25 protein-coding genes are annotated in these 24064 nt (G+C 65.0%); 16 read left to right on the forward strand and 9 right to left on the reverse strand.

From position 1 onward, the window contains the following. From PMI40_RS21720 to dprA, 3 genes are all read right to left on the reverse strand, one after another. Positions 1–810: DNA topoisomerase (locus tag PMI40_RS21720; protein WP_008119941.1), on the reverse strand; the 810-nt coding region annotated here is incomplete at its 3' end. Between the two features lie 302 nt (positions 811–1112). Beyond that, positions 1113–1589, reverse strand: coding sequence for a DUF494 family protein (locus PMI40_RS21725; protein WP_008119943.1), 477 nt, complete (start codon positions 1587–1589; stop codon positions 1113–1115). Between the two features lie 87 nt (positions 1590–1676). Further along, complete coding sequence (gene dprA, locus PMI40_RS21730; protein ID WP_008119945.1) at positions 1677–2834, reverse strand: DNA-processing protein DprA; 1158 nt, start codon at positions 2832–2834, stop codon at positions 1677–1679. Between the two features lie 248 nt (positions 2835–3082). Here dprA and def point away from each other — a divergent pair, with 248 nt between their 5' ends. Continuing rightward, positions 3083–3601, forward strand: a complete 519-nt coding sequence (gene def / locus PMI40_RS21735; RefSeq protein ID WP_008119947.1) for a peptide deformylase — start codon at positions 3083–3085, stop codon at positions 3599–3601. 277 nt (positions 3602–3878) lie between these two features. Next, positions 3879–4448, forward strand: coding sequence for a DUF5625 family protein (locus PMI40_RS21740; protein ID WP_008119950.1), 570 nt, complete (start codon positions 3879–3881; stop codon positions 4446–4448). A 182-nt stretch (positions 4449–4630) separates the two neighbouring features. Here PMI40_RS21740 and PMI40_RS21745 read toward each other — a convergent pair whose 3' ends face one another. Next, complete coding sequence (locus PMI40_RS21745) at positions 4631–5695, reverse strand: MBL fold metallo-hydrolase (protein ID WP_008119952.1); 1065 nt, start codon at positions 5693–5695, stop codon at positions 4631–4633. Positions 5696–5837: 142 nt separating this feature from the next. On the opposite strand from PMI40_RS21745, the gene PMI40_RS21750 reads away from it, so the two are divergent. Genes PMI40_RS21750 through PMI40_RS21790 form a run of 9 tightly spaced genes read left to right on the forward strand, consistent with a single transcriptional unit; the run spans position 5838 to position 14675 of the window. Beyond that, positions 5838–6236, forward strand: a complete 399-nt coding sequence (locus tag PMI40_RS21750) for a MerR family DNA-binding transcriptional regulator (protein WP_008119954.1) — start codon at positions 5838–5840, stop codon at positions 6234–6236. 54 nt (positions 6237–6290) lie between these two features. Next, positions 6291–7475 carry an isovaleryl-CoA dehydrogenase gene (locus PMI40_RS21755; protein ID WP_008119956.1) on the forward strand — a complete coding sequence of 395 codons (1185 nt, stop codon included), beginning with the start codon at positions 6291–6293 and terminating at the stop codon, positions 7473–7475. 22 nt (positions 7476–7497) lie between these two features. After that, positions 7498–8100, forward strand: coding sequence for a 2-hydroxychromene-2-carboxylate isomerase (locus PMI40_RS21760; RefSeq protein ID WP_008119958.1), 603 nt, complete (start codon positions 7498–7500; stop codon positions 8098–8100). After that, positions 8100–8510, forward strand: coding sequence for a YchJ family protein (locus PMI40_RS21765; protein WP_008119960.1), 411 nt, complete (start codon positions 8100–8102; stop codon positions 8508–8510). Before PMI40_RS21760 ends, PMI40_RS21765 begins: the two co-directional genes overlap by 1 nt. 21 nt (positions 8511–8531) lie before the next feature. Beyond that, positions 8532–10166: a carboxyl transferase domain-containing protein gene (locus PMI40_RS21770; protein WP_008119962.1), complete on the forward strand. Its 1635-nt coding sequence runs from the start codon at positions 8532–8534 to the stop codon at positions 10164–10166. A gap of 46 nt (positions 10167–10212) precedes the next feature. After that, on the forward strand, positions 10213–12225 hold the full coding sequence (locus PMI40_RS21775; RefSeq protein ID WP_008119964.1) for an acetyl/propionyl/methylcrotonyl-CoA carboxylase subunit alpha: 2013 nt from the start codon (positions 10213–10215) through the stop codon (positions 12223–12225). A gap of 9 nt (positions 12226–12234) precedes the next feature. Next, a complete protein-coding gene (locus PMI40_RS21780; protein WP_008119965.1) occupies positions 12235–13164 on the forward strand; it encodes an MBL fold metallo-hydrolase in 930 nt (309 codons plus the stop codon). Positions 13165–13215: 51 nt separating this feature from the next. Further along, the gene (locus PMI40_RS21785; RefSeq protein ID WP_008119967.1) at positions 13216–13710 is read left to right on the forward strand and encodes a YbaK/EbsC family protein; all 495 of its coding nucleotides are present in this window, start codon (positions 13216–13218) and stop codon (positions 13708–13710) included. 56 nt (positions 13711–13766) lie between these two features. After that, positions 13767–14675, forward strand: a complete 909-nt coding sequence (locus tag PMI40_RS21790; protein WP_008119969.1) for a hydroxymethylglutaryl-CoA lyase — start codon at positions 13767–13769, stop codon at positions 14673–14675. A gap of 8 nt (positions 14676–14683) precedes the next feature. On the opposite strand, the gene PMI40_RS24160 is transcribed toward PMI40_RS21790, so the two are convergent. After that, positions 14684–14836 carry a hypothetical protein gene (locus tag PMI40_RS24160; protein ID WP_008119971.1) on the reverse strand — a complete coding sequence of 51 codons (153 nt, stop codon included), beginning with the start codon at positions 14834–14836 and terminating at the stop codon, positions 14684–14686. Positions 14837–15079: 243 nt separating this feature from the next. Here PMI40_RS24160 and PMI40_RS21795 point away from each other — a divergent pair, with 243 nt between their 5' ends. Continuing rightward, a complete protein-coding gene (locus PMI40_RS21795) occupies positions 15080–16048 on the forward strand; it encodes a nitronate monooxygenase family protein (RefSeq protein WP_008119972.1) in 969 nt (322 codons plus the stop codon). 288 nt (positions 16049–16336) lie between these two features. Beyond that, positions 16337–16609: a hypothetical protein gene (locus PMI40_RS21800; RefSeq protein WP_008119974.1), complete on the forward strand. Its 273-nt coding sequence runs from the start codon at positions 16337–16339 to the stop codon at positions 16607–16609. Positions 16610–16801: 192 nt separating this feature from the next. On the opposite strand, the gene PMI40_RS21805 is transcribed toward PMI40_RS21800, so the two are convergent. Together PMI40_RS21805 and PMI40_RS21810 are read right to left on the reverse strand one after the other, a co-directional pair. Continuing rightward, on the reverse strand, positions 16802–17497 hold the full coding sequence (locus tag PMI40_RS21805) for an alpha/beta fold hydrolase (RefSeq protein WP_008119977.1): 696 nt from the start codon (positions 17495–17497) through the stop codon (positions 16802–16804). Positions 17498–17551: 54 nt separating this feature from the next. Continuing rightward, positions 17552–18721, reverse strand: coding sequence for an MFS transporter (locus tag PMI40_RS21810; RefSeq protein ID WP_008119979.1), 1170 nt, complete (start codon positions 18719–18721; stop codon positions 17552–17554). Between the two features lie 116 nt (positions 18722–18837). Here PMI40_RS21810 and PMI40_RS21815 point away from each other — a divergent pair, with 116 nt between their 5' ends. From PMI40_RS21815 to PMI40_RS21825, 3 genes are all read left to right on the forward strand, one after another. Beyond that, positions 18838–19449 carry an HD-GYP domain-containing protein gene (locus PMI40_RS21815; protein WP_008119982.1) on the forward strand — a complete coding sequence of 204 codons (612 nt, stop codon included), beginning with the start codon at positions 18838–18840 and terminating at the stop codon, positions 19447–19449. A 66-nt stretch (positions 19450–19515) separates the two neighbouring features. After that, on the forward strand, positions 19516–20742 hold the full coding sequence (locus tag PMI40_RS21820; protein WP_008119984.1) for a YbfB/YjiJ family MFS transporter: 1227 nt from the start codon (positions 19516–19518) through the stop codon (positions 20740–20742). Between the two features lie 87 nt (positions 20743–20829). Continuing rightward, entirely contained in the window at positions 20830–21294 is a 465-nt protein-coding gene (locus PMI40_RS21825; protein WP_008119986.1) for a cupin domain-containing protein, read from the forward strand. A 21-nt stretch (positions 21295–21315) separates the two neighbouring features. Here the strand turns inward: PMI40_RS21825 and PMI40_RS23045 are convergent, their stop codons facing one another. Both PMI40_RS23045 and PMI40_RS21835 read right to left on the reverse strand, forming a co-directional pair. Further along, the gene (locus PMI40_RS23045; protein ID WP_008119988.1) at positions 21316–22113 is read right to left on the reverse strand and encodes a bifunctional 2-polyprenyl-6-hydroxyphenol methylase/3-demethylubiquinol 3-O-methyltransferase UbiG; all 798 of its coding nucleotides are present in this window, start codon (positions 22111–22113) and stop codon (positions 21316–21318) included. Positions 22114–22201: 88 nt separating this feature from the next. Continuing rightward, positions 22202–23986 (reverse strand): methyl-accepting chemotaxis protein, encoded by a 1785-nt coding sequence (locus PMI40_RS21835; RefSeq protein ID WP_008119991.1) that lies wholly within the window; start codon positions 23984–23986, stop codon positions 22202–22204. Positions 23987–24064 lie beyond the last annotated feature (78 nt).

Genomic DNA, 24064 nt, shown 5'->3' on the forward strand with positions numbered 1-24064 from the left:
GCGGCAGGCCGCCACCACCGAGTCGGCCGCGGCCTGGCTCCACAGGCGCTCGGGGCGCTTTTCGGCGTCGCCTTCGTCCTTCTTGTGGGCGCGGTCCAGCCAGCGGCCCTTGTAGATGCCGGCGGCGCAGACGAATTCGCCGTGGACTTCCCAGTAGTCGCGCGAGACGAATTTCTTGATCTTCTCTTCGCGCTCGACCACGATCGACAAGGTCGGCGTCTGCACGCGCCCCACGGTGGTCAGGTAGAAGCCGCCTTCCTTCGAATTGAAGGCGGTCATGGCGCGGGTGCCGTTGATGCCGATCAGCCAGTCGGCTTCGCTGCGGCAACGCGCGGCGTTGGCCAGCGGCATCATTTCCTCGTCGTCGCGCAAGCGTGCGAAACCGTCGCGGATCGCGCCCGGCGTCATCGATTGCAGCCAGAGCCGCTTCACCGGCTGCTTGGCCTTGGTGTACTGGGCGATCAGGCGGAAGATCAACTCCCCTTCGCGGCCCGCGTCACAGGCGTTGATCAGGGTCGTGACATCCTTGCGCTTGATCAGCCGGGCCAGCACCTTCAGGCGCGACTCGGTCTTGGCGATAGGATTGAGGGCGAAATGCGGCGGGATCATCGGCAGGTGGGTGAAGCTCCACTTGCCGCGCTTGACGTCGTATTCTTCGGGCACCGCGATCTCGAGCAGGTGGCCGACAGCCGACGACAGGATGAATTCGTCTGATTCGAAATACTCATCGTGCTTGGTAAAGCCACCGAGCGTCTTCGCGATATCGTTCGCGACAGAAGGCTTCTCGGCAATGATGAGGGTCTTGCTCATAGGTATGGGTCTCTAGGGACAGGTCGGTTGCTGAAGTGTCTACGCGGATGACCACGGTCATCTGGGGTCGCTGTCGCGCGAAACAACTCCATGTGGTCCGGGCCGACGCCAACGGCGTCTTCATTGCCTGCGGACAACGGAATCTTGCATCGTAGCCAATTACAGGCCGATGCGGGGGAATGATAAGCGTGTTGCAAATGAAACGGCAAGCGCGAAAAACCTCCAGCAGAGGTTATCCGGCATTGAAGTTGGCATTAGAGCAAGATAAGCCCACCCGGTCGCGGCGCCGGCAGAGGATGATCTCAATGCAGCAGGCGCGGCTCGTTGTCGTCTTCGTCGAGGAACAGTTCTTCGAACATCAGTCCGTCGGGTTCCTTGCCCTGGCTCCACAACACCATGAGCACGATGACCTTGAGCTTTTCGAGGGTGATCGGCACCTCGCCGGCGGCCAGGGCGCGTTCGATGACGATCTCGCGTTGCATGCCGTCGAGCATCTTGGCCGATTCGAGAAACTGGATGAACCCGACCGCGTCCACGCCGAGCACGTCGGTTTCCTGGCGTACGTAGACACGGGTGCCGAAGGAAAACGCGGTTTGCTTGGGATAACGGTCGGCGAAATCGTGGTTGGCCACCTCAAGATCGGTCAGCCATCCAAGCGCCTGCGAGATTTCGTCTTCTTCGAAACCGATCGCGGACAACTTCTTGACCAGGGCCTCCGGTTCGGGGCAGGCATCCGGGCGATAGTAGGTTTCGTACAGGTAAACGAGGACATCAAACATGGCTCTACTCTATCGCGAAGGGTATGAATGCACAAGTCAGTTGGTCCAGTATGGCAGGAATTTGGACTTCGGGGGTCGCAATTTTGGTTACCCAAGACGACGATAATGCGCTCCTGGCAACATCTCGACCCGGCCCTCCAGTTCCAGCACCAGCAGCGCGTCGGCCAGGCAAGCCGGACCCAGCCCGCAGCGGGCTGCCAGGGTGTCGAGATCGACCGGGTCATGCCCCATTGCCTGCATGACAAGTCGCGCATCGGCACTACCGCCCTGCTGGCCGGCGATGCCATGGCCTGGCTGGCAATCGAGCGGCCTGGGTGCCGGCACAGCGGCCAGGCCAGCGGGCAGTTCGTCGAGGATGTCCTGCGTGGTCTCGACCAGCTTGGCGCCCTCACGGATGAGTCGGTGACAGCCCTTGGCCAACGGCGAATGGATCGAGCCCGGCAGGGCGAACACATCCCGCCCCTGCTCGGCGGCCAGGCGTGCCGTGATGAGCGAGCCCGACTGCGCCGCCGCCTCGATCACCAGCACCGCCCGCGCCAGGCCCGAGATGAGGCGGTTGCGCCGCGGGAAGTGATGCGCCAGCGGTGGCGCGCCCAGCGCATATTCACTCACGATGCAACCCGCCTGGGCGATCCGGTCGGCCAATGCCCGGTTGCCGGCCGGGTAATCGATATCGATGCCGGTGCCGATCACCGCCACCGTCGAGCCTGGCTCGCCCAGGGCCCCGGTGTGGGCGGCGGCATCGATGCCCAGCGCCAGCCCCGACACGATCGTCAGGCCCGCCCCGGCCAGCTCCGCAGCAAAGCGGGCCGCGTGCTCTACCCCCTGGCGCGTGGCGTTGCGACTGCCCACCACCGCTACCGCTGGCGCCTGCAACAGGGCCGTGCGCCCGCGTACGTAGAGCAACAGGGGCGGGTCCGGGATATTGAGCAGCAACGGCGGGTAGCCGGCATCGGCCAGCGTCACGATCGCGTGTCCCGGCTGCGCCGCCCAGGCGAGCGCGGCCTGGATACGGGCGCCCAAAACCGCATTGGGTCGGGCGCCGACAAGCTCTGCCATGCGAGGCGGCAGCAACTCGCGCAATGCCGCCTGGGAGGCGCGCAGCACCTGGCCTGGCAGCCCGAACCGGGCCAGCAGCCGGCGACAGGCGGCGCTGCCGAGGTCATCGATGAGCGCCAGGCGCAACCAGGCGGCCAGCGCCGCGGGGTCTTCGTCGTCGGCAACGTGGGGCAATTGCAACGTCATGGTGTGCTCCAGGGATATCATCGGACAGATCGCCGCTGCGGCGCTGTGCTACACTTTTCGCGCCTGGCGCCAGCGCCGCCACTGCCAAGCGGCGAGCGCCGATTTTGTCGCTGTCGTGCTTGAAGCGGGCGATGAAGCCCCAATTTTGAAAATCATCCAGAAAAGAATTTGCCCGACGCTCACAATCCTGCGAGCCTCGGGAGCCTTATCATCGAAGTCCCACGTCTGAAATCACCACTGCACCGCGTATGGCCCTGCTCCCTATCCTCCGTTATCCCGATCCCCGGCTGCACAAGATTGCCAAGCCGGTCACCGTCTTCGACGAACGCATCAAGACCCTGGTGGCCGACATGGCCGAGACCATGTACGACGCGCCGGGCGTGGGCCTGGCGGCCACGCAGATCGACGTCCACGAGCGCGTGATCGTCATCGACGTCTCCGACGAGGGCAAGCAATTGCAGGTATTCATCAATCCCGAGGTGCTGTGGGCCAGTGACGAAAAGCGTGTCTACGACGAGGGTTGCCTGTCGGTCCCCGGCATCTACGATGGCGTCGAGCGCCCGGCGCGGGTCAAGGTGCGCGCGCAGGATGCCGACGGCCAGCCCTTCGAGGTGGAAGCCGACGACTTGCTGGCGGTGTGCATCCAGCACGAGATGGATCATCTGGAGGGCAAGGTGTTTGTCGAATACCTGTCGCCGCTCAAGCGCAACCGCATCAAGACCAAGCTGCAGAAGGAAGAACGCGAATTGAAGAAGAAGGCAGGCTGACGCAACAATCTGTCGGTTCTCCAGCGCCCCGCACGACGATGTCGTGGCGGGGCTTTTTCATGTCCGTGCGGCGCCCACGATCAAGCAGCACCAGGCGTCGCCAGTCGGCCGCCGGCACCAGGACTGAAGTTAATCGAAATCTGCTACGAAGGTAGATGCGTATTTTCTTGCGCCAGGTTTCGCCGCACTACATTCCCCACCAGCAAATCAACCCATCAATGATCAGCGCCAGCATCGGGATGCCCGCCGAGATCGCTCACTGACAGTGGAGCCTCGGATGCAAATGCGCAAGGCATTAAAAAAACTGGGCGCCGCACTCGCGGCGGTATTCACGGCTGGCGCCTTGTCTGGTTGTGCGAAACGAGAGGGCGCGCAAGGGCAGGTACACGACAGCAGATACAGCCTTGCTTTTCCGCTGCGGCAAGGGGGTGAACAAATCGATTTCCTGGTGCGGGTAAAAGATCTGGAACGTGCTTACCAGTTCAATCTCATCTTCGTCGAGAGGGACGAATGGCCCGACGACAAGAAAGAACACCTGCGGCAGATGTATCGCGGCCAGGGCATGGACGACGGTGAGTCGCCCCCCTCTCCGGTCAGGTTGAGAATCCGCATCGATTCCGCAGGCAGGCACAAGGGCCGCCCGGTTCACATCGACAAGCTTTTCTCGGGACGCTCGCCTTTCTACGGGCAACGCATGACCGACAACGAGATCTGGCGCGCCCAGAATATCCACGCCGCCAAATTCGAGCCAGGCATATATCGCGTGCGCGTCGACAATCTCGCACCCGCTCCCCAGCTGGACTTCGAGACCCGCTTTTTATTTGAGCGGGATGATCGCGTTTATTGAGGAGAACCACGAGCATGAGCACCCATCTTTTGCAACTGCACGGCGAAAGACCAGGAACCCCGTTACGTACCCCCCAAGGGGTTACGCTTTATCGCAACATGGTCATACGTGGCTGGAAGTCGTCTCTCCAGGCGGAAGTTCACTGAGAGCAGGGTTCGCGCCCCAAGACCCCAACAACCCGCTCACAACGCCACGAACCGAAACACCCCGTCCGCATCGAGCGAGCGTCGCAGCTTGCCCTGGTACCAGAGCATATGCAGGTGCGCCACCGATTCGCCCAGCGCAAAACTGAGCTGGTGCGTGTCGAGCGCGCGCTTGAACAGCACCGGCAGGATGTCGACCCCGGTCTTGGGCGTGGCGCACGCCTCCAGCACCTCGGCCAGGCGCAGGCGATGATGTTCTTCCAGTTGGGCGATGCGGGTATGCAGGCCGCGAAATGGCTTGCCGTGCGATCCCAGCACCACCACGTCCGCGGCCACATGGGCGTACTTGCGCAAGGATTCCAGGTACAGGCGCACCGGATCGGCTTCGGGCTCGATGGCGAATACCGAGACATTGGTCGAGATGCGCGGTAACACCATGTCGCCCGAGATCAATACCCCCAATGAGGATGCGTGCAGCGACACGTGCTCGGGTGAATGGCCGAAGCCGGTGATGACTTCCCAGTCATGGCCACCGATGTGCACGGTGTCGCCATCCTGCAGGCGCACATACGCGACCGGCACCGCCGGCACCAGCTCCTGGTAATAGCTGTTACGCCCCTGCAAGGTCGCCACCACCTCGGGATCGACCAGCCCATGGCGGCGAAAATGCGGGGTCGCCGCCGTGCCCTCGGCGCCCGGCAGCGCCGCCGACATCACCCGCGCAAAGGCGTATTCGCCCGTGCTCATCCACAACGGCGCCTGCCAGCGGCGGCACAGCCAGTCGGCCAGGCCGACGTGGTCGGGATGGCAATGGGTGACCAGCACGCGCAATATCGGCAAGCCGTCGAGCTCATTGGCAAACACCGTCTCCCAGGCCTCGCGGGTGGGGTCGGTGGCAATGCCGCAGTCGATCACGGTCCAGCCGGCACGCCGCCCCTGCTCGGTGTCGATCTCGTCGCGGAGCAACCAGAGGTTGATGTGGTTCAGCGCAAAGGGCAGGCCCATGCGCAACCAGCGCACGCCGGGCGCGACCTCGATGGCCGCGCCCGGCGCGGGCAATTGTTCACCGAATACATAGTCAAGCTGGGATTCAAGAGCGTTCATGCATATCCTGGGCAAGCAATCGAAGAGGCGTCAGCTATTTTTCACTGGACGCAGAAGGGCAATATACTTTACGTTAACGTAAAGTGCCAGTACCACCCCGACTCTGCCGTTGTCCTTCGCCCGTTATACGCCGCCGAGCCCTATGCCCACCTACACCATCACCGAACTGGCCGAAGAATTCGACATCACGCCGCGCGCGATCCGATTCTATGAAGACCACGGCATCCTCGATCCCAAGCGCGAAGGCGCGGGGGGACGCAACCGGGTCTATCCGGCGCGCCAGCGCACCCGCCTGAAGCTGACGCTGCGCGGCAAGCGCCTGGGTTTCACGCTGGCCGAGATCAAGGACCTGATCGACATGTACGAGTCGCCCAAGGATACGGTGACGCAGTTGCAGAGCTTCCTGGCGGTACTGCAGCAGCACCGGACCAAGCTCGAGCGGCAGCGCGAAGACCTGGAACTGACGCTGGCCGAGATCAGCGCCCACGAGAACGAATGCCACGCCCTGCTGGCGCTGGCCACCGACCAGAACAAAGCCTGACCTGCCCGACCCGAATTCGCATCGCCCATAAAAACCCGAGACGAGGAGACAAGCATGATCGACCTGCCAGGACTGAACTTCAACCACGGCGAGGACATCGACGCCCTGCGCGCGACGGTGGCCGCCTTCGCCCAGGCCGAGATCGCGCCGCGCGCCGCCGAGATCGACCGCAGCGACCAGTTTCCGATGGACCTGTGGCCCAAGCTGGGGCAGCTCGGGGTACTGGGCATCACCGCGCCCGAAGAGTACGGCGGGGCCGACATGGGCTATCTGGCGCATATCGTGGCGATGGAGGAAATCTCGCGCGCCTCGGCCTCGGTGGGCCTGTCCTACGGCGCGCATTCCAACCTGTGCGTGAACCAGATCAAGCGCAATGGCGACCAGGCCCAGCGTGAGCGCTACCTGCCGGGCCTGATCTCGGGTCGATCCATCGGTGCGCTGGCGATGTCCGAGCCCAACGCCGGCTCCGACGTGGTCAGCATGAAACTGCGCGCCGAACGCCGGGGCGACCGCTACGTGCTCAACGGCACCAAGATGTGGATCACCAACGGCCCCGATGCCGACGTCCTGGTGGTCTACGCCAAGACCGAGCCCGATGCCGGCGCGCGCGGCATGACCGCGTTCCTGGTGGAAAAGGGCTACCCCGGTTTTTCGGTGGCGCAAAAACTCGACAAGCTGGGCATGCGCGGCTCGCACACGGGCGAACTGGTGTTCCAGGATTGCGAAGTGCCAGAGCAGAACGTACTGGGCGGCGTCGGCGGTGGCGTCAACGTGCTGATGTCGGGCCTCGATTTCGAACGCACCGTGCTGTCGGGCGGCCCGCTGGGCATCATGCAGGCCTGCATGGATACGGTGGTGCCGTATGTGCATGAGCGCCACCAGTTCGGCCAGGCCATCGGCCAATTCCAGTTGATGCAAGGCAAGCTGGCCGACATGTATTCGACCATGATGGCTTGCCGTGCCTACGTCTATGCGGTCGGCCAGGCCTGTGACCGGGCCCACGATCCGGCACGGATACGTGCGCTGCGCAAGGATGCCGCCGGCGCCATCCTGTATTCGGCCGAAAAGGCCACCTGGATGGCCGGCGAGGCGATCCAGGCGCTGGGCGGCAACGGCTACATCAATGACTATCCCACCGGGCGCCTGTGGCGCGACGCCAAGTTGTACGAGATCGGCGCCGGCACCAGCGAAATCCGCCGCATGCTGATCGGCCGCGAACTGTTCGCCGACACCCTTTGACCTGTTGATAAAGACCAGACCCATGAGCACACCCATCGATTTCTATTTCGACTTCGCCTCACCCTATGCCTACTTCGGCTCGCTCGAGATCGAGGCGCTGGCGCGCCGTCACGAGCGCCAGGTGGCATGGCATCCAGTCTTGCTGGGTGCCGTCTTCAAGACGCTGGGCACCAGCCCGCTGACGGCCATTCCGAAGAAAGGCGACTATTCGCTGCACGACATGCAGCGCACCGCGCGCTTTCACAACATGCTGTTTACGCCACCGAGCAAGTTCCCCATCGCCACCCAGGCTGCCGCGCGCGCCATGCTGTGGTTGCAGCAGCAGGATCCGCAGCATGCGTTGCCGTTTGCGCAGGCCATCTTCAGCGCCTATTTCACCGAGGACATCGATATCGGCGAACCCGACAACGTGCTGCGCATCGCCGCCGACCTGGGCATCGACCGCGCCGCGCTGACCGCCGCCCTGGCCGATCCCGCGGTAAAGGACCGCCTGCGGCAAGCCACCGAGCAGGCCATGCAGCGCGGCGTGTTCGGCGCTCCCTTCGTCATCGTCGACGGCGAGTCGTTCTGGGGCTTCGACCGATTCAACCAGCTGGAAAGCTTCCTGAAGAACGGAAAGATCTGATGAGCAACAAGAATGTCCCCTGCCCTTGCGGCCAACCGTCGTTTGCCAAGTGCTGCGGCCGTTTCATCTCGGGGGCCGAGATCCCGGCCACGGCCGAGTTGCTGATGCGCTCGCGCTACAGCGCCTATGTATTGCGCGACGAGGCCTACCTGCGCGCCACCTGGTTTGCCGACACGCTGCCGGAAGAAGAATTGACCGGCGAGACCGACGTCAAATGGATCGGACTCGATATCAAGAAGCATACCCACGCCAAGGACAGCGACGAGGCCACCGTCGAATTCGTGGCCCGCTTCAAGGTCGCCGGACGCGCGCACCGCATGCACGAGATCAGCAACTTCGTGCGCCAACCCGATGCCCAGGGGCAGGCGCGCTGGTATTACGTCGACGGCAGCTTTCCCGAAGACCGCTAGAACCACACCGGAGGAGACACCATGCCGCACATCGAAAGCAAGCTCGACTTGCGCAGCGAGGAATTCGAGAACAACCGCGCGGCGATGCAGGCCATCGTCGACGACCTGCGGCAAAAGATCGCCCAGGTCGCCGAAGGCGGCGGCCAGGCTGCGCGCGAAAAGCACCTGGCGCGCGGCAAGCTGCTGCCGCGCGACCGGGTGCAGATGCTGCTCGATGCGGGCACGCCCTTTCTCGAATTGTCGCCACTGGCCGCCTACGGCATGTACCGCGAACAGGACCGCGAGGGCACGCTCAAGGATGCCGCGCCATCGGCCGGCATCATCACCGGCATCGGCCGGGTGGCCGGCCAGGAATGCGTGATCGTCTGCAACGACGCCACCGTCAAGGGCGGCACGTATTACCCGATGACTGCCAAGAAGCACTTGCGGGCACAGGAGATCGCCGAATTCAATCACCTGCCCTGCATCTACCTGGTCGATAGCGGCGGTGCCAACCTGCCCAGCCAGGACGAGGTGTTTCCCGATCGCGATCACTTCGGCCGCATCTTCTTCAACCAGGCCAACATGTCGGCCAAGGGCATCGCCCAGATCGCGGTGGTGATGGGATCGTGTACCGCCGGTGGCGCCTATGTGCCCGCCATGAGCGACGAGTCGATCATCGTGCGCGACCAGGGCACCATCTTCCTGGCCGGACCGCCCCTGGTCAAGGCGGCCACCGGCGAGGTGGTCAGCACCGAGGAGCTCGGCGGCGGCGACGTCCATACCCGCCTCTCCGGCGTGGTCGACCATCTGGCGCAGGACGACCTGCACGCCTTGTCCATCGCGCGTGACGTGGTGGCCAACCTGAACCGCAGCAAGCCGCAGCAACTGGCGCTGCAGCCGGTGCGGGAGCCGCGCTATCCGGCGCACGAACTGTATGGCGTGATCCCCACCGATAGCCGCAAACCCTTCGACGTGCGCGAGGTGATCGCGCGCATCGTCGACGCCAGCGAATTCGCCGAATTCAAGGCCCGCTACGGCACCACGCTGGTATGCGGTTTTGCCCACCTGCACGGCATGCCGGTCGGCATCGTGGCCAACAACGGGATCCTGTTCTCGGAGTCGGCACAGAAAGGTGCGCACTTCATCGAACTGTGCTGCCAGCGCAAGATCCCGCTGGTGTTCCTGCAGAACATCACCGGCTTCATGGTGGGCAAGAAATACGAGAACGAAGGCATCGCCCGCCATGGCGCCAAGATGGTCACGGCCGTAGCCACCGCCGCGGTGCCCAAGCTGACGGTGATCATCGGCGGCAGCTTCGGCGCCGGCAACTATGGCATGTGCGGGCGCGCCTTCTCGCCGCGCTTGCTGTGGATGTGGCCCAACGCCCGCATCTCGGTCATGGGCGGCGAGCAGGCCGCCAGCGTGCTGGCCACCGTCAAGCGCGACGGCATCGAAGGCCGTGGCGGCAGCTGGAGCGCGCAGGAAGAAGCGGCCTTCAAGGACCCGATCCGTGCCCAGTACGAGACCCAGGGCCATCCTTACTACGCCTCGGCGCGCCTGTGGGACGACGGCGTGATCGATCCGGTCGATACCCGCAGGGTACTGGCGCTGGGCCTGTCGGCGGCATTGAATGCGCCCATCGCCGAGACCCGCTTCGGCGTGTTCCGTATCTGACTTTCGACCCGCCGCGTATTCCATATCGCTGATGGAGGAGACAACCATGTTCAGCAAGATCCTGATCGCCAACCGGGGCGAGATCGCCTGCCGCGTTGCCGCCACCGCGCGCCGCATGGGTATTGCCACGGTCGCGGTCTATTCCGACGCCGATGCGCTGGCCGCGCATGTGCAGGCCTGCGACGAGGGCGTGCGGCTGGGCCCGGCGCCGGCCCGCGACAGCTACCTGCGAGGCGACCTGATCATCGCCGCCGCGCTGGCCATGGGCGCGCAGGCGATCCATCCCGGCTACGGCTTCCTGTCGGAGAACGCCGACTTCGCCGACGCCTGCGCGGCGGCCGGACTGGTCTTCATCGGCCCACCGGCGACGGCCATCCGCGCCATGGGCTCGAAGTCGGCTGCCAAGTCATTGATGCAGGGCGCGGCGGTGCCACTGGTGCCGGGCTATCACGGCCAGCGGCAGGAACCCGGGTTCTTGCGCGAGCAGGCCGACCGCATCGGCTATCCGGTACTGCTCAAGGCCAGTGCCGGGGGCGGCGGCAAGGGCATGCGCATCGTCGAACAGGGCGCCGACTTCGACGCCGCGCTGAGCTCGTGCCAGCGCGAAGCGCAGGCCAGCTTCGGCGACGACCAGGTGCTGGTCGAGAAATACCTGACCCGGCCCCGCCATATCGAGATCCAGGTCTTTGCCGACAGCCATGGCCATTGCATCTACCTGTTCGAGCGCGACTGTTCGGTGCAGCGCCGCCACCAGAAGGTGCTGGAAGAAGCCCCGGCACCGGGCATGAGTGGCGAACGGCGCGCGGCCATGGGTGCGGCCGCGATTGCCGCGGCCCAGGCGGTCGGCTACGTCGGTGCCGGTACCGTGGAATTCATCGCCAACCAGGACGGCAGCTTCTATTTCATGGAAATGAATACCCGGCTGCAGGTCGAGCACCCGGTCACCGAGATGATCACCGGCCAGGACCTGGTCGAATGGCAGCTGCGCGTGGCCGCCGGCGAACCGCTGCCGTTGCAGCAGCATCAGTTGCAGATCAATGGCCATGCCATCGAAGCCCGCGTCTATGCCGAGAATCCGGAGAAGGGCTTCCTGCCCTCGATCGGCTCGCTTGTCCATCTGCGCACCGCCCACGCCGTCTCGTTCCAGGTGCATGGCGCCGATCCCGGACAGCCGGCCGCAATTCGGATTGATGCCGGCGTGCGCGAAGGCGACGCGATCTCGCCGTTCTACGACCCGATGATCGCCAAGCTGATCGTATGGGGTGCGGACCGCGCCGGTGCATTGCGCAACATGGCGCGTGCGCTGGCGCAATACCAGGTGGTCGGACTGGCGACCAACATCGCCTTCCTGCAACGGTTGGTCAGCGGCCATGCGTTCGCCAACGCCGACCTCGACACCGGGCTGATCGAACGGCATCGCGAGACGCTGCTGCCAGCGCCGGGCGCGCCCTTGCCCGACACCTTGGCGGTGGCCGTCGCCAGCCTGTTGCAACAACAGGCGCAGGCCCGCACCGCCGACCCCTGGTCCCACACCGATGGCTGGCGCGCCCACGGCCGGCTGCACCGAACGCTGGTATTTACCGATGAAGCGGGCAACCATGAAGTCGAGCTGGCCTACGCCGGCGGCGACCGCCACCACACGCTGCGGGTCGGTGGCCAGTCACATGTGCTGCAACTCGACAGCATGCGCGGCAGCGATGTCGAATTGCGCCTGGACGGGCGCGTGCTGCAGGCCACGGTAGTGCGCCACGACGAGCTGCTGCATGTATTCGACGCCCACGGCCACAGCCGCCTGCGCCTGCTCGATCCGCTGGCGCACGCCGCCGATGGCGAAGCCGGCGACGACCGATTGACCGCACCGATGCCGGGCAAGATCGTGGCCATACTGACGGCCAAGGGCGCGCACGTCGAACGCGGCGCGCCGATGTTGATCATGGAGGCGATGAAGATGGAGCACACGATCGCAGCGCCTGCGGCCGGCGTCATCGATGAGCTGCTCTACGCCGTCGGCGACCAGGTCCGCGAAGGGGCACGGCTGCTCGACTTTCGTCCTGACTGATCAACGGCCATGAACGCGCCCGCCTTGTGCCTGCCGCCATCGATGCACGTGCTCGAACGGGGCTGGCTGTCGGCCAACAATGTGCTGTTCTTCGGGCGCGACCAGGTGGCCATGGTCGACAGCGGCTACGTGACCCACAGCGAACAGACGCTGACGCTGGTGCATCACGTGTTGCAGGCGCGCCAGCGCAGCGGGCTCGACCTGTTGCTCAATACCCATCTGCATTCCGACCACTGCGGCGCCAATGCGGCGCTGCAAGCGCGCTACCGCTGCCGCACGCTGATCCCGGCCGGTGAAGCCGACGCAGTCCGGCATTGGGACGAGACGGCGCTGAGCTATCGCGCCACCGGCCAGCAATGCCCGCGCTTCTTCTTCGATGGCGTCATCGGCCACGGCGACCGCCTGCGCCTGGGTGAACTCGACTGGCAGGCGCTGGCCGCGCCCGGCCACGACCCGCACTCGGTGATGCTGTATTGCGCCAGCGAAGGCATCCTGGTGTCGGCCGATGCATTCTGGCGCGACGGCTTCGGCGTGGTCTTCCCCGAGCTCGACGGCGAGGCCGGCTTCGACGAGGTGCGCGCCACGCTCGAGCTGATCCGCACCGTTGCGCCACGGCTGGTGATCCCTGGCCACGGCGCCCCCTTCGATGATGTCGACCCGGCCCTGGCGCGTGCCTTCTCGCGGCTGGATTACCTGCAGGCCGACCCGCTGCGCAACGCCCGCAACGGTATCAAGGTGTTGCTCAAGTTCCTGCTGCTGGAGCGCCAGCGTATCGCGCTCGACGACCTGCCGGCGATGATGCGCGATATCCCGCTGCTGAAGATCGCCAATGCGCGTTTCATGCAGATGAGCGACGAGGCGCTGGCGCGATGGGCCGCCGCGCAACTGGAACGTGCAGGTGCGGCACGTTGCCGGGGCGGCTACCTGCTCGATGCCTGAGGCGGGGCACTGCTATCATGGTCGGCTGTTTTTTTCCATTCCAGCGATCCGATGAGCCAGACCCTACCTTCTTCCGCACAACGCGTGGCCGACCTGCTGGCCAGCCTGGGACATGACAAGCCGGTGGTGATGTTGCCGTCCAGCGGACGCACCTCGGCCGAGGCTGCCGCCGCCGTCGGCTGCGACGTCGCCGAGATCGCCAAGTCGATCATCTTTCGCCGCCTGTCCGACAACGCGCCGGTGTTGGTCATCGCCAGTGGCGGCAATCGCGTCGACGAAGCCAAGGTCACCGCGCTGGTCGGGCCGCTGGGCCGCGCCGATGCCAGGTTCGTGCGCGACAATACCGGCTACGCCATTGGCGGCGTGTGCCCGGTGGGGCACGTGGTCAAGCCAGTGATGCTGATCGATCGCGACCTGTTCGGCTTTGCCAGCGTCTGGGCTGCGGCCGGCCATCCGCATGCGGTGTTCAACCTCACGGCGGCGCAACTGGAGCGGCTGACCGGTGGCACGGTGGCCGACGTGCGGCTGGAGGCGTCGCCGGCTTGACGCCCCCGGCGCTGGTATCATCGGAAACAACCAATAAATAACGTCGGAGACACAAGATGAGCCTGCCCCGCAAAGTGAAGATGGTCGAAGTCGGTCCCCGTGATGGCCTGCAGAACGAGCAGCAGACCATCGGCGCCGGGGTCAAGATCGAACTGGTCGAGCGCCTGGCTGCGGCAGGCTTTCCCAATGTGGAGGCAGCCGCCTTCGTCTCGCCCAAATGGGTGCCGCAGATGGCCACCTCGGGCGACGTGATGCGCGATATCAAGCGCCGTCCGGGCGTGGTGTATTCGGCGCTGGTACCGAACCTGAAGGGCTTCGAGGCAGCGCTGGCGGGTGACGTCGATGAAGTGGTGATCTTCGGTGCCGCCTCCGAGGCCTTCTCGCAAAAGAACATCAATTGTTCGATTGCCGAGTCGATCGAACGCTTCCGCGAAGTGGCCGAGGCCGCCAAGCGCCATCGCAAGCGACTGCGGGCAGCCGTCAGTTGCGCCTTTGGCTGTCCCTACCAGGGTGAGGTGCCGTTGGCGGCGGTGGCCGATGTGGTGCGCCGGTTGCGCGAGCTGGGCTGTGACGAGATCGACATTGCCGACACCATCGGCGTGGCCACTCCCGACAAGGTGCGCCCGGTGATGGAAACGGCCATGCGCGAGTTCCCCATCGAGGGCCTGTCGGGTCACTTCCACGATACCTACGGGCAGGCGCTGGCCAACATCTATGCCAGCCTGGAGGCAGGCATCACGATCTTCCACTCATCGGTGGCCGGACTGGGCGGCTGCCCCTATGCCAAGGGCGCCACCGGCAACGTCGCCTCCGAGGATGTGCTGTACATGATGCAAGGCCTGGGCATCGACACCGGCATCGATCTCGATGCGGTGGTCGACGCCGGACAATTCATCTCGGCCCAGCTGGGACGCAAGTCGGCCAGTCGCGCCGGCAATGCCATGGCCGCCCGGCGCGGCGGCTGATCAGCCGCTCAGTGACGGTAGCGGCGCAGGCCGCGCACATGACGCTTGTCGCCAGTGAGCACCGCCTTCTTCAGTGAACGGTGGTGCCACACTGCCGCTGCCACCAGCACGATGCCCAGTGCGGCCACGATGATGATGCTGGCCAGATCGAAGTTTCCCATGATTCCCCCACGACGTCGGATGTTGCCTTGAACACGACTGGAGCCGCTTCCCGGCGAGCCCCACCCAAAACAGGAGTGCGTTTGCAAAAAATAACATGCACGCACGATCCCGCAAGATTTTTTCAGACCGAAACGGCCGTTTTACCGTTCCCGCAACAAAAAGCACGACCGTAATATTTTCACCTATAATCGACAGCACATTGCGGCCCCCGGACCCTAAACAACGACAACCACGAGACGACCATGCCCAGGACCCTACCCAAAGCCTTGCAAGATCTGCGCCTGCCCATCATCTGTTCGCCCATGTTCATTGCCAGTGGCCCGGCGCTGGTGGCCGCGCAGTGCAAGGCCGGACTGGTCGGGGCTTTCCCGGCGCTCAATGCGCGCCCGGCCGAGCAGCTCGATGTCTGGCTCACCGGGCTCGAGCGCGAGTTGAAAGACTGGCAAGACCAGCACCCGCAGCGCCGCGTGGGCCCCATCGCCGTCAACCAGATCGTGCACCAGTCCAATGACCGCCTGGCGCACGACGTCGAGGTATGCGTGCGGCACCGGGTGCCGATCATCATCTCCAGCCTGCGCGCGCCGCCTCGCGAAATGCTGGACGCCGTCCATGGCTATGGCGGCATCGTGCTGCACGATGTGATTTCGCTGCGTCATGCCGAGAAGGCGCTGGAGGCCGGTGTCGATGGCTTGATCCTGGTGGCCGCCGGCGCCGGCGGTCATGCCGGACCACTGTCGCCTTTTGCGTTGGTCGGCGAGGCGCGCCGCCTGTTCGACGGTCCACTGGTCCTGTCGGGTTCGATCGCCACCGGCGATGCGGTACTGGCAGCCCAGGCCATGGGGGCCGACCTGGCCTATATCGGTTCGCGCTGGCTGGCCACGGTCGAGTCCAATGTCGACCAGGCCTACCGTGACGCCATCGTCGAGGCCAGCGCCGCCGATGTGGTCTATACCAACCTGTTTACCGGCGTGCACGGCAACTACCTGCGGCAATCGATCATCAACGCCGGGCTCGACCCGGACAACCTGCCGGCCGCCGACAAGAGCGCCATGAACTTCGGCTCCGGCGGCGCCAGCAAGGCCAAGGCCTGGCGCGACATCTGGGGCGTGGGCCAGGGCGTCGGACTGATGGAGGACATTCCCACCGTGGCCGAGATGACCGACCGCCTCGAAGCGCAATATCGCGCTGCGCGCGCGCGCCTGGCACTGTGACATGACACGGGAACCGGCCGGGCACGGCCGGGCTCCAACAGCGTAATCCCCTTCCTCCGGCGCCGTTTCGGTGCATCACGCGTTGTCTGACGCACCATGTGCGAATCTTCTGTCGGACAAACCAGTCGGTTTTCAGCTTATTTGTAACGGTTGGCACTTCTTTGTCAGCATCGTGTCGTATTTTTACCCGCCTGTCTTTTGACCGGGTCGTACGGACGCAGCGTAACCGCCACGCCTGCCGTCGTCCCGGTGGTGGAGTCAACCAATAACACTTGATGCGAGGAAACCATGACCAGCTTTCTCAGGACCAGAAAAGATCGTCATCCCAGAAACGACAAGCCGAAGCTGCCGCATGAGCAAGACCAGAGCTTCGACCGCAACGAGGCCGGCAGGGGTGGCCCCAAGGTCGAGCGCCAGGAAATCCGGCAAGCCTACGACGATATCAGCCAAGGCCAGGTCGACACCGACCTGCGCGGCACCGGCGGCCTGGACGAGGCCAACAAGGGCCCGGGCGATCGCGCCGCGGCCGCCCCGCCCAAGCAGAGCGAGCACCAGCGGTAAGCAAACCGGGTCCGGCCTTCAGGCCGGCCATGAAAGAATCGATGAAAAAGACGCCGTCCCAGCGGCAATGCCGTCCAGTTCGCCACTGGACGGCATTTTTTTTGCCCACGTCACAGCGCTCGGACTGGTATATGCACAGGTCGGGTGCTGCCATTCTCAGCGGCAGCGGCGCTGGCCGACCTGGACGTTGCGCTACAAACCGCTGGCTTGCACCCAGTCGCGGATGATCTCGAACAATTCGGCAGGCTTCTCGATGGGCGTCATGTGGCCGCAGTCGGCCACGATCTCGAAACGCGCGCCATCGATCTGGCGCGCCATTTCGGCAGATTCCTCGACCGAGCGCAGCCGGTCATGGTCGCTGGCCACGATCAGCGTGGGACAACGCAGCAAGCCGAGCTGCTCGGCATGGCTGTCGCGCAGGGTCTGCAACTGACGCAGGAAGACCTCCTTGCCGTTGGCCAGCGCCATCGCCTGCAGACGATCGAGCAGGCTACGCTCGGTAGCGAGATCGGGGTGCAGCGAGGACGCCAGTGCGCGCGAGGTGAGGCCCTTGAACGGGGTACGCTGGGCGATATCGAACTGGGCCTTGGTGGCAGCCGACTCTTGCGCCGTCTGCGGGCGCGATGACGTATTGAGCAAGGCCAGTCCGCGCACCCGCTCGGGGGCCTTCAAGGCCACCGCCTGCGCCACGAAGCCTCCCATCGAAAATCCCAACAGCACGAACTCCGGCGGCGCCTGGCGCAGCACGGCGTCGGCCATGGCTTCGATACCGATATCCTGGCCCAGGTCGCCGAAGGTGAGTGAGCCCAGGGTGGACAGGTCGGCGTGCATGTCGTCCCACAAGTGCTGGTTGAGCATGAAGCCTGGCAGCAGTACCAGATTGCGCATGAAGATCCTTTTTTATGGGCCAGGCACCGCGGCGACTGGCCAGACAATGTCGATTTATTCCAGCCAGCGTGCCCGGCTGCTGCAGATGGCGATGGCCACGCACAGCAACCCGATCAACGCCAACGATGCCGGCAAGCCCCAGCCGTGCGCCAGGAAGCCCACCGCCGGCGGTCCGATCAGGCTGCCGCTGTAGCCCAGCGTGGCCACTGCGGCCAGCGCCGTCGAGCCATGCCTGCCAGCGGCGCTGAACACGAACGGGAACACCGCCGCCACCCCGGCACCGGCGATGGCAAAGCCCAGGATCGCCGGTCCCATCGATTCGGCCGCCACTGCGATGGCCATGCCGCAGGCCGCGCCCAGCGTGCCCAGCGTTACCACCCGGCGCGCGTGGAAGCGCTGCTTGAGGCGGTCGCCCACCATGCGCATGATCAGCATCATGCCGGCAAAGGCGGCATAGGCCAGCGGCGTGCCACCGTCGCTGGCGCCGATGTGGTCCTTCATGTAGATACCGCTCCAGTCGGCGATCGATCCCTCGACGATGGCGCCGCAGAAACCGATCACGCCCAGCACCACCAGGTGTCCGTGCGGCACGGCGAATATCTTGCGATGCGGATCGTGCTCGGGGCGGTCGTCGGGCAGCGCCAGATAGGCCATGCGCAGCGACGGCAGGAACAGCGCCGTCACCAGCAGGAAGTGCCAGATCGGCGGCACGCCCATGGCGGCGATGCCGCTGGCGGCCAGCGCCCCGGAAAACGTGCCGACGCAGAACCAGCCGTGCAACATCGACATGATCGGCCGCCCCGCTTCATGCTCGGCCTGCGCGCCCAACGCATTGATGGCCACGTCGAAGCAACTCGAGGCCGCGCCATACAACAGGCTGGCCGCCATCAGCAGCCACAGGTTGGGCGCCAACGCCAGCAACGGCAGCGACACCAGCAGCACCAGGCCCGAATACAGCGTGCCGTGGCGCGCGCCATAATGGCCGGTGATCCACGCCGCCAACGGGAAAGAAGCCACCGCGCCGCCGCCGCCGCACAGCAGCACGATCGACAAGGTCGCCGCGTCCAGTTGCAGGATGTCGCGAATGGCGGGAATGCGGGCCGCCCAGGTGGCGTACACCACCCCCAGCAACATGAACAACAGCGGGATGGCGATACGCCGCCAGGCCGGGCGTGCCGGTGCGCCAGGCGCGGCGGCCCGGGGAGTGGAAAGCTTGGTTGTCATCGGTGCGTGTGAAAGGTAAACTGCCTCGCCATTGCAGCCGCTATTATCCGACATTCGGGGCGGCCATCTGCAGGCTAGAGCAACAGCCCGACAGATGGGCAAGTTCAGGGACAGGAATGCCAGATTCAGATTCAAATTCGAACAAGATCTACCACGAGATCGTCGAAGCGCTGGTCGCCATGCACCGGCTCACCGACGGCTACACCCCGGGCCACGAAGACCGCACCGCCGAGCTGTGCGTGGAGATCGCCCGCCAGATGGGCCTGGCGCCCGAGCGCATCGAATTGCTGCACATGGCCGCGCAGGTACATGACATCGGCAAGGCCAGGATCCCGCAGGGGCTGCTCAACAAGCCCGGCCGCATCACCGAGGACGAATACGCCACCCTCAAGACCCATGTGCAGATCGGCTACGACGTCCTCAAGAAGATCAGCTTCCCCTCGAACCTGGCCGAGATCGTCTGGTGCCATCACGAATACCTGGACGGCAGCGGCTACCCGCGCGGCATCGACGCCGAATCGATCCCGCTGGAGGCACGCATCCTGACCGTGGCCGATATCGTCGAATCGATGTCGGCCGACCGTCCCTACCGCAAGGCGATGGGCATGCAGGCCGCGCTCGAGGAAATCCGCCGCCTGCGCGGTACCCGGCTCGATCCCACCGTGGTCGACGCCTGCATCGAAGCGGTGGGCCGGCATTTCGGCGACGCCGACGCCTCGGCTGCCTGATTTTCGCCGCTCGGCTACACTGACGCGGCACATGACAACAATGCCAGGCATCACGCCGGAGACCCCATGTCCACCACTGCTGCCCCCAATGGGCACCAACCGCATCCGTTCGTCCTTCACCACCCGATCCTGGCCGCCCTGGCGCTGTCGCTGGGCACCGCGGTCGCGCTGGGCGTGGCGCGCTTCTCGTACGCCTTGCTGCTGGCGCCGATGCGCAATGACCTCGGCTGGTCCTACCTGGTAGCCGGCGGCATGAACACCGGCAATGCGCTCGGCTATCTGCTGGGCGCCCTGGTCACGCCGCCACTGATGCGGCGCCACGCGGCGCACCGCATCCTGATTGCCGGCGCCTTCGGCACCGCCTTGCTGACGGTGGCGCCCGGCCTGTTCACCGACACCTCGGTACAACTTGCACTACGCGTGGCCACCGGCATCACCAGCGCTTTCATCTTCGTATCGGGCGGGCTGCTGGTCAGCCGACTGGCCGCGTTGCATGGCCAGCGCGCCGGCCTGTTATTGGGCTTGTACTACGGCGGCACCGGCATCGGCATCGCGATAACAGCGCCCACGGTGCCCGCCATCATCGCCATGGCCGCGGCCCATGGTGCGGCCCACCCCTGGCAATGGGCGTGGCTGATGCTGGCGGCCATGGCGCTGGTGGCCAGCATCGTGATGTCGCTATCGGCGCGCCTGATCCCGGCGCCTGCCGCCCAGGCCGCCGCGCAAGGCAGCTGGCAGGCACGCAGCCTGCTGTTCGGTCTGCTCGGTTACCTGATGTTCGGGCTGGGCTACATCGGCTACATGACCTTCGTCATCGCGCTGCTCAATGAGCAAGGCATGGCGCCCGGGCGCATCACCTGGTTCTTCACGCTGCTGGGCGTGGCCACCTTTTGCTCGTCACGCTTGTGGGCGCGCATGCTCGACCGGTTCCACGGTGGCCAGTCGCTGGCGATACTCAATGCGCTGCTGTGCGTGGCCACCTTGATACCGGCACTGACGGCGCAACCGCTGGCGGTGTTCGCCTCGGGCATCCTGTTTGGCGGATGCTTCCTGTCGGCGGTGGCGTCGACCACGGCAATGGTGCGGCACAACCTGCCGCCATCGGCATGGGCCTCGGGCATCAGCGCCTTCACCATCATCTTTGCCGCCGGCCAGATCGTGGGCCCGACGTTTGTCGGCTGGATTGCCGATAGCGCCGGCGGGCTGCAACGGGGCCTGGCATTCTCGGCCGCGGCGCTGCTGGTGGGGGCGCTGCTGGCCTGGCGCCAGCGGCCACTGGTCAGCGGCAGCTGATCATCGCCCAGGTAACAACGACACCATCTCCAACCCTACCGCCGACTCCATATGCACGAAAAACCATCCATTAGCGCTGAACTGGTCATGCGCCTTGCGCTGCAGCCCCATCCCGAAGGTGGCCACTTCAGGGAAACCTATCGCAGCGGGCAACGCGTGGCACGCGCAATCGACGGCGCCGATCGGGCTGCCTCGACGGCGATCTATTATCTGCTGCAAAGTGGAGAACGCTCGACATGGCATCGGATCAAGTCCGACGAAGTGTGGCACTTCTATGACGGCTCGCCGTTGCATGTCCATGTGCTCGAACCGGACGGTGCACTGACCACGCTGCGCCTGGGCAATCCATTGACGCACGGGGACGCGGCGTTCCAGGCGGTGGTGCCGGCTGGCGCGTGGTTCGCCGCAGCGTGCGCCGAACCCGACGGCCACAGCCTGGTCGGATGTACGGTAGCGCCCGGCTTTGAATTCGACGAGTTCGAGATCGCCGACCCGCAGGTCCTGTTGCAGGGCTGGCCGCAGCATGCGCAGGTCATCGAACGCCTGGCCTGAAACGCTTGCTGCAGCCCGGCATCATCGACCTGCCGATGGGCCTTGCGGTGACTCTTGCGTGTCCATGCCGGCCCTGAGACGGGCTGCCAATGCCGGTTCCCTGACCGGCACGTCCCTTGCCGCCACTACCCTGATCTCATGCCAACATTCGACCTTCTTGCCGTTGGCGGCCCGCTGCGGTCCTTTGGTTTCATTCGGATGGGCAACAAGTTTCAGGTCACACCGGGCAAGTTCGGTCTCGATGGCCTCGATGTCGTAGAAGAGTTTGTCCTTGTGCTCGGGTTCCAGGGTCCAGGAATGAGACGGTCCGAAGAACGATATGGCGAGCTGCCCCGTCGGACTCAGGATGTGGGAAGCGCGCGCCAGCATGGCACGCAACTGTTCCAGTGACATGAACGGCGTGACGCGCTGGCAGTTGATCAAGGCGATCGAACCGGGCTCGGCAGCCACCGCATCCAGGGATCCCAGGACAAATTTGATCCGGGCGTGATTCGCCAGCGGGCCGGCAGCGTCCTTTTCGGTGTCTGCTGCGGTGACGTCCCAGCCTCTGGCGGCCAGGAACTTGCTATCCCGGCCACCGCCCGAGCCCAGGTCGATGGCGCGTCGCGCCTGTCCCGCCGGCTGCGTCCTCTCGATGATCGGATAGAAGGCCTCCAGGCCCGGTGTCGCTGTCTCGATATGGGCGGTATTGCGAATGACTACACCCATGCCGCCGGGCGCCGACGATGCCGGTTGTGCCCGATCCGTGGGCTCCAACGGGTGCTGCTCCGGTGCTGCATCCGGCTTGCAGCAAGACAATATCCGGGAAAATGCGTGCATGATGCTACCTCAGTCAATAGGGGCCAGACGATGCCCACCAATGGGTAACAAATCATGCGCCAGGGTTCCCGCTGGCCCCGCCCTGCGCCTAACGCTGCACGCGGCCCTCTACCGCGCTCAACTTGAACAGGGCGATGATCTCGGTCAGCCGATCGGCCTGTTCCAGCAATGACTGCGCACCGGCCGCTGCCTCTTCGACCAGCGCCGCGTTCTGCTGCGTGACCTGGTCGATGTGTCCCACGGCCTCGTTGGTCTGGTTGATGCCGGAGCTCTGCTGGCGGCTGGCTTCGGTGATCTCGGCCACCACATCCCTGACCCTGCTGCAGCTGTCGACCACTTCGCCGATGGTGGCGCCGGCGGCGCTGACCAGCTCTTGGCCGATACGCACCTGCTCCACCGAGTCGGTGATCAGTTGCTTGATCTCCTTGGCCGCGGAAGAGGAGCGTTGCGCCAGCGATCTCACCTCCGACGCCACCACTGCAAAACCGCGTCCCTGCTCGCCGGCCCGCGCTGCCTCGACAGCGGCGTTGAGCGCCAGGATATTGGTCTGGAAGGCAATGCCATCGATGACGCCGATGATGTCGACGATCTTCTGCGACGAGGCGTTGATGGCACCCATGGTGGTGACCACGTGGTCGACCTTGGCGCCGCCGGCGCCGGCGATCTCCGAGGCGCTCTGCGACAGCTGGTTGGCCTGCAACGCGTTCTCGGCATTGTTCTTCACGCTGGCGGTGAGCTGCTCCATGGCCGCAGCCGTCTGCTCCAGCGAGCTGGCCTGGTCCTCGGTACGGGATGACAGGTCGAGGTTGCCCTGCGCGATGTCGCGCGAAGCGGCACGGATGGAGTGGCTGGTCTGGCGGATATCGAGCATCACGCCTTCGATCTTGTCGACGAAGCGATTGAACGCGCCGCTGATGCGCGCCACCTCGTCGTGGCCACTGATCTGCAGGCGGCGGGTCAGGTCGCCGTCGCCGCTGGCGATTTCCTGCAGTGCGCCCTCGACCGCCTGCAGGCGCCCCAGCGAACGGCTGATCAGGACCACCAGCAACAGCGAGGCGCATAACACCACCAGCGCCGCGATCAGGATCGATACCTTCAACATCGCGTTCAAGGGCGCCAGCGCATCGTTGCGATCGAGTGCGATGGACAACACCCAATCCGTGCCCGGTACACCCACGCAGAACAGCATGACATGCTGGCCATTGATGGTCAGGTCCTTGTGCTGGCCGGATTTTTCCAGCTGTCTCAGGTCGTCCACGGTCAGTTGCGGGTCCAGTTCCGAGACCGGCTTGAGCCTGAACCTGTCGTCGGGATGGCTGATGATCTTGCCGGCCGAATCGGCCAGGAAAGCGTAGCTGTTGGCGGTGGGATGGATACGGGTCACGTTGTTGACCACGGTGTCGAGCAACACGTCGGCGGCGGCCACGCCGATCACCTGGTCGCCGTCACGGATGGCTTCGGCAAAGGTCACCAGCAACTTGCCCGTGCTGGCACTGGTGTAGGGCGAGGTAACGATCGGCTCGCGGGCCTTGGCCGCCGTCAGGTACCACGGACGCTGGGTGGCGTCGTAGTCGGCCGCGCGCTTTCGCTCTTGCGAAAACGTCACGCGCTTGTCGGCCCTGGCCACGTAGGCCAGGTCGAATCCGCCTGCCGCCTCGGCCGCACGCACCGCCGGCAGCGGCTCGGGCTGGGCGATGGCATCCTTGAGCGAGGTCACCACCAGCCTTCGCGCGCCGACCCATTCGCCGATCGTGGCAGCCTGGCTGCGCAACAGCTGGCTGGTCTGCGAGTCCAGGTTATCGAGGGTGCGGGCCCGGGTCGAGAGGTAGTTGGCCAGTCCCACCGAGAACATGGCGACGATGGTAATACCCATGCAAATGGAAACTACCTTGGTGCGTAGCGAAGACGAAATCATGGGATGGAAAACTAACGAGAAGTGGATCGGCCAGTG

This window comes from Herbaspirillum sp. YR522 (assembly GCF_000282575.1).
Taxonomy (GTDB): Bacteria; Pseudomonadota; Gammaproteobacteria; order Burkholderiales; family Burkholderiaceae_D; genus Herbaspirillum.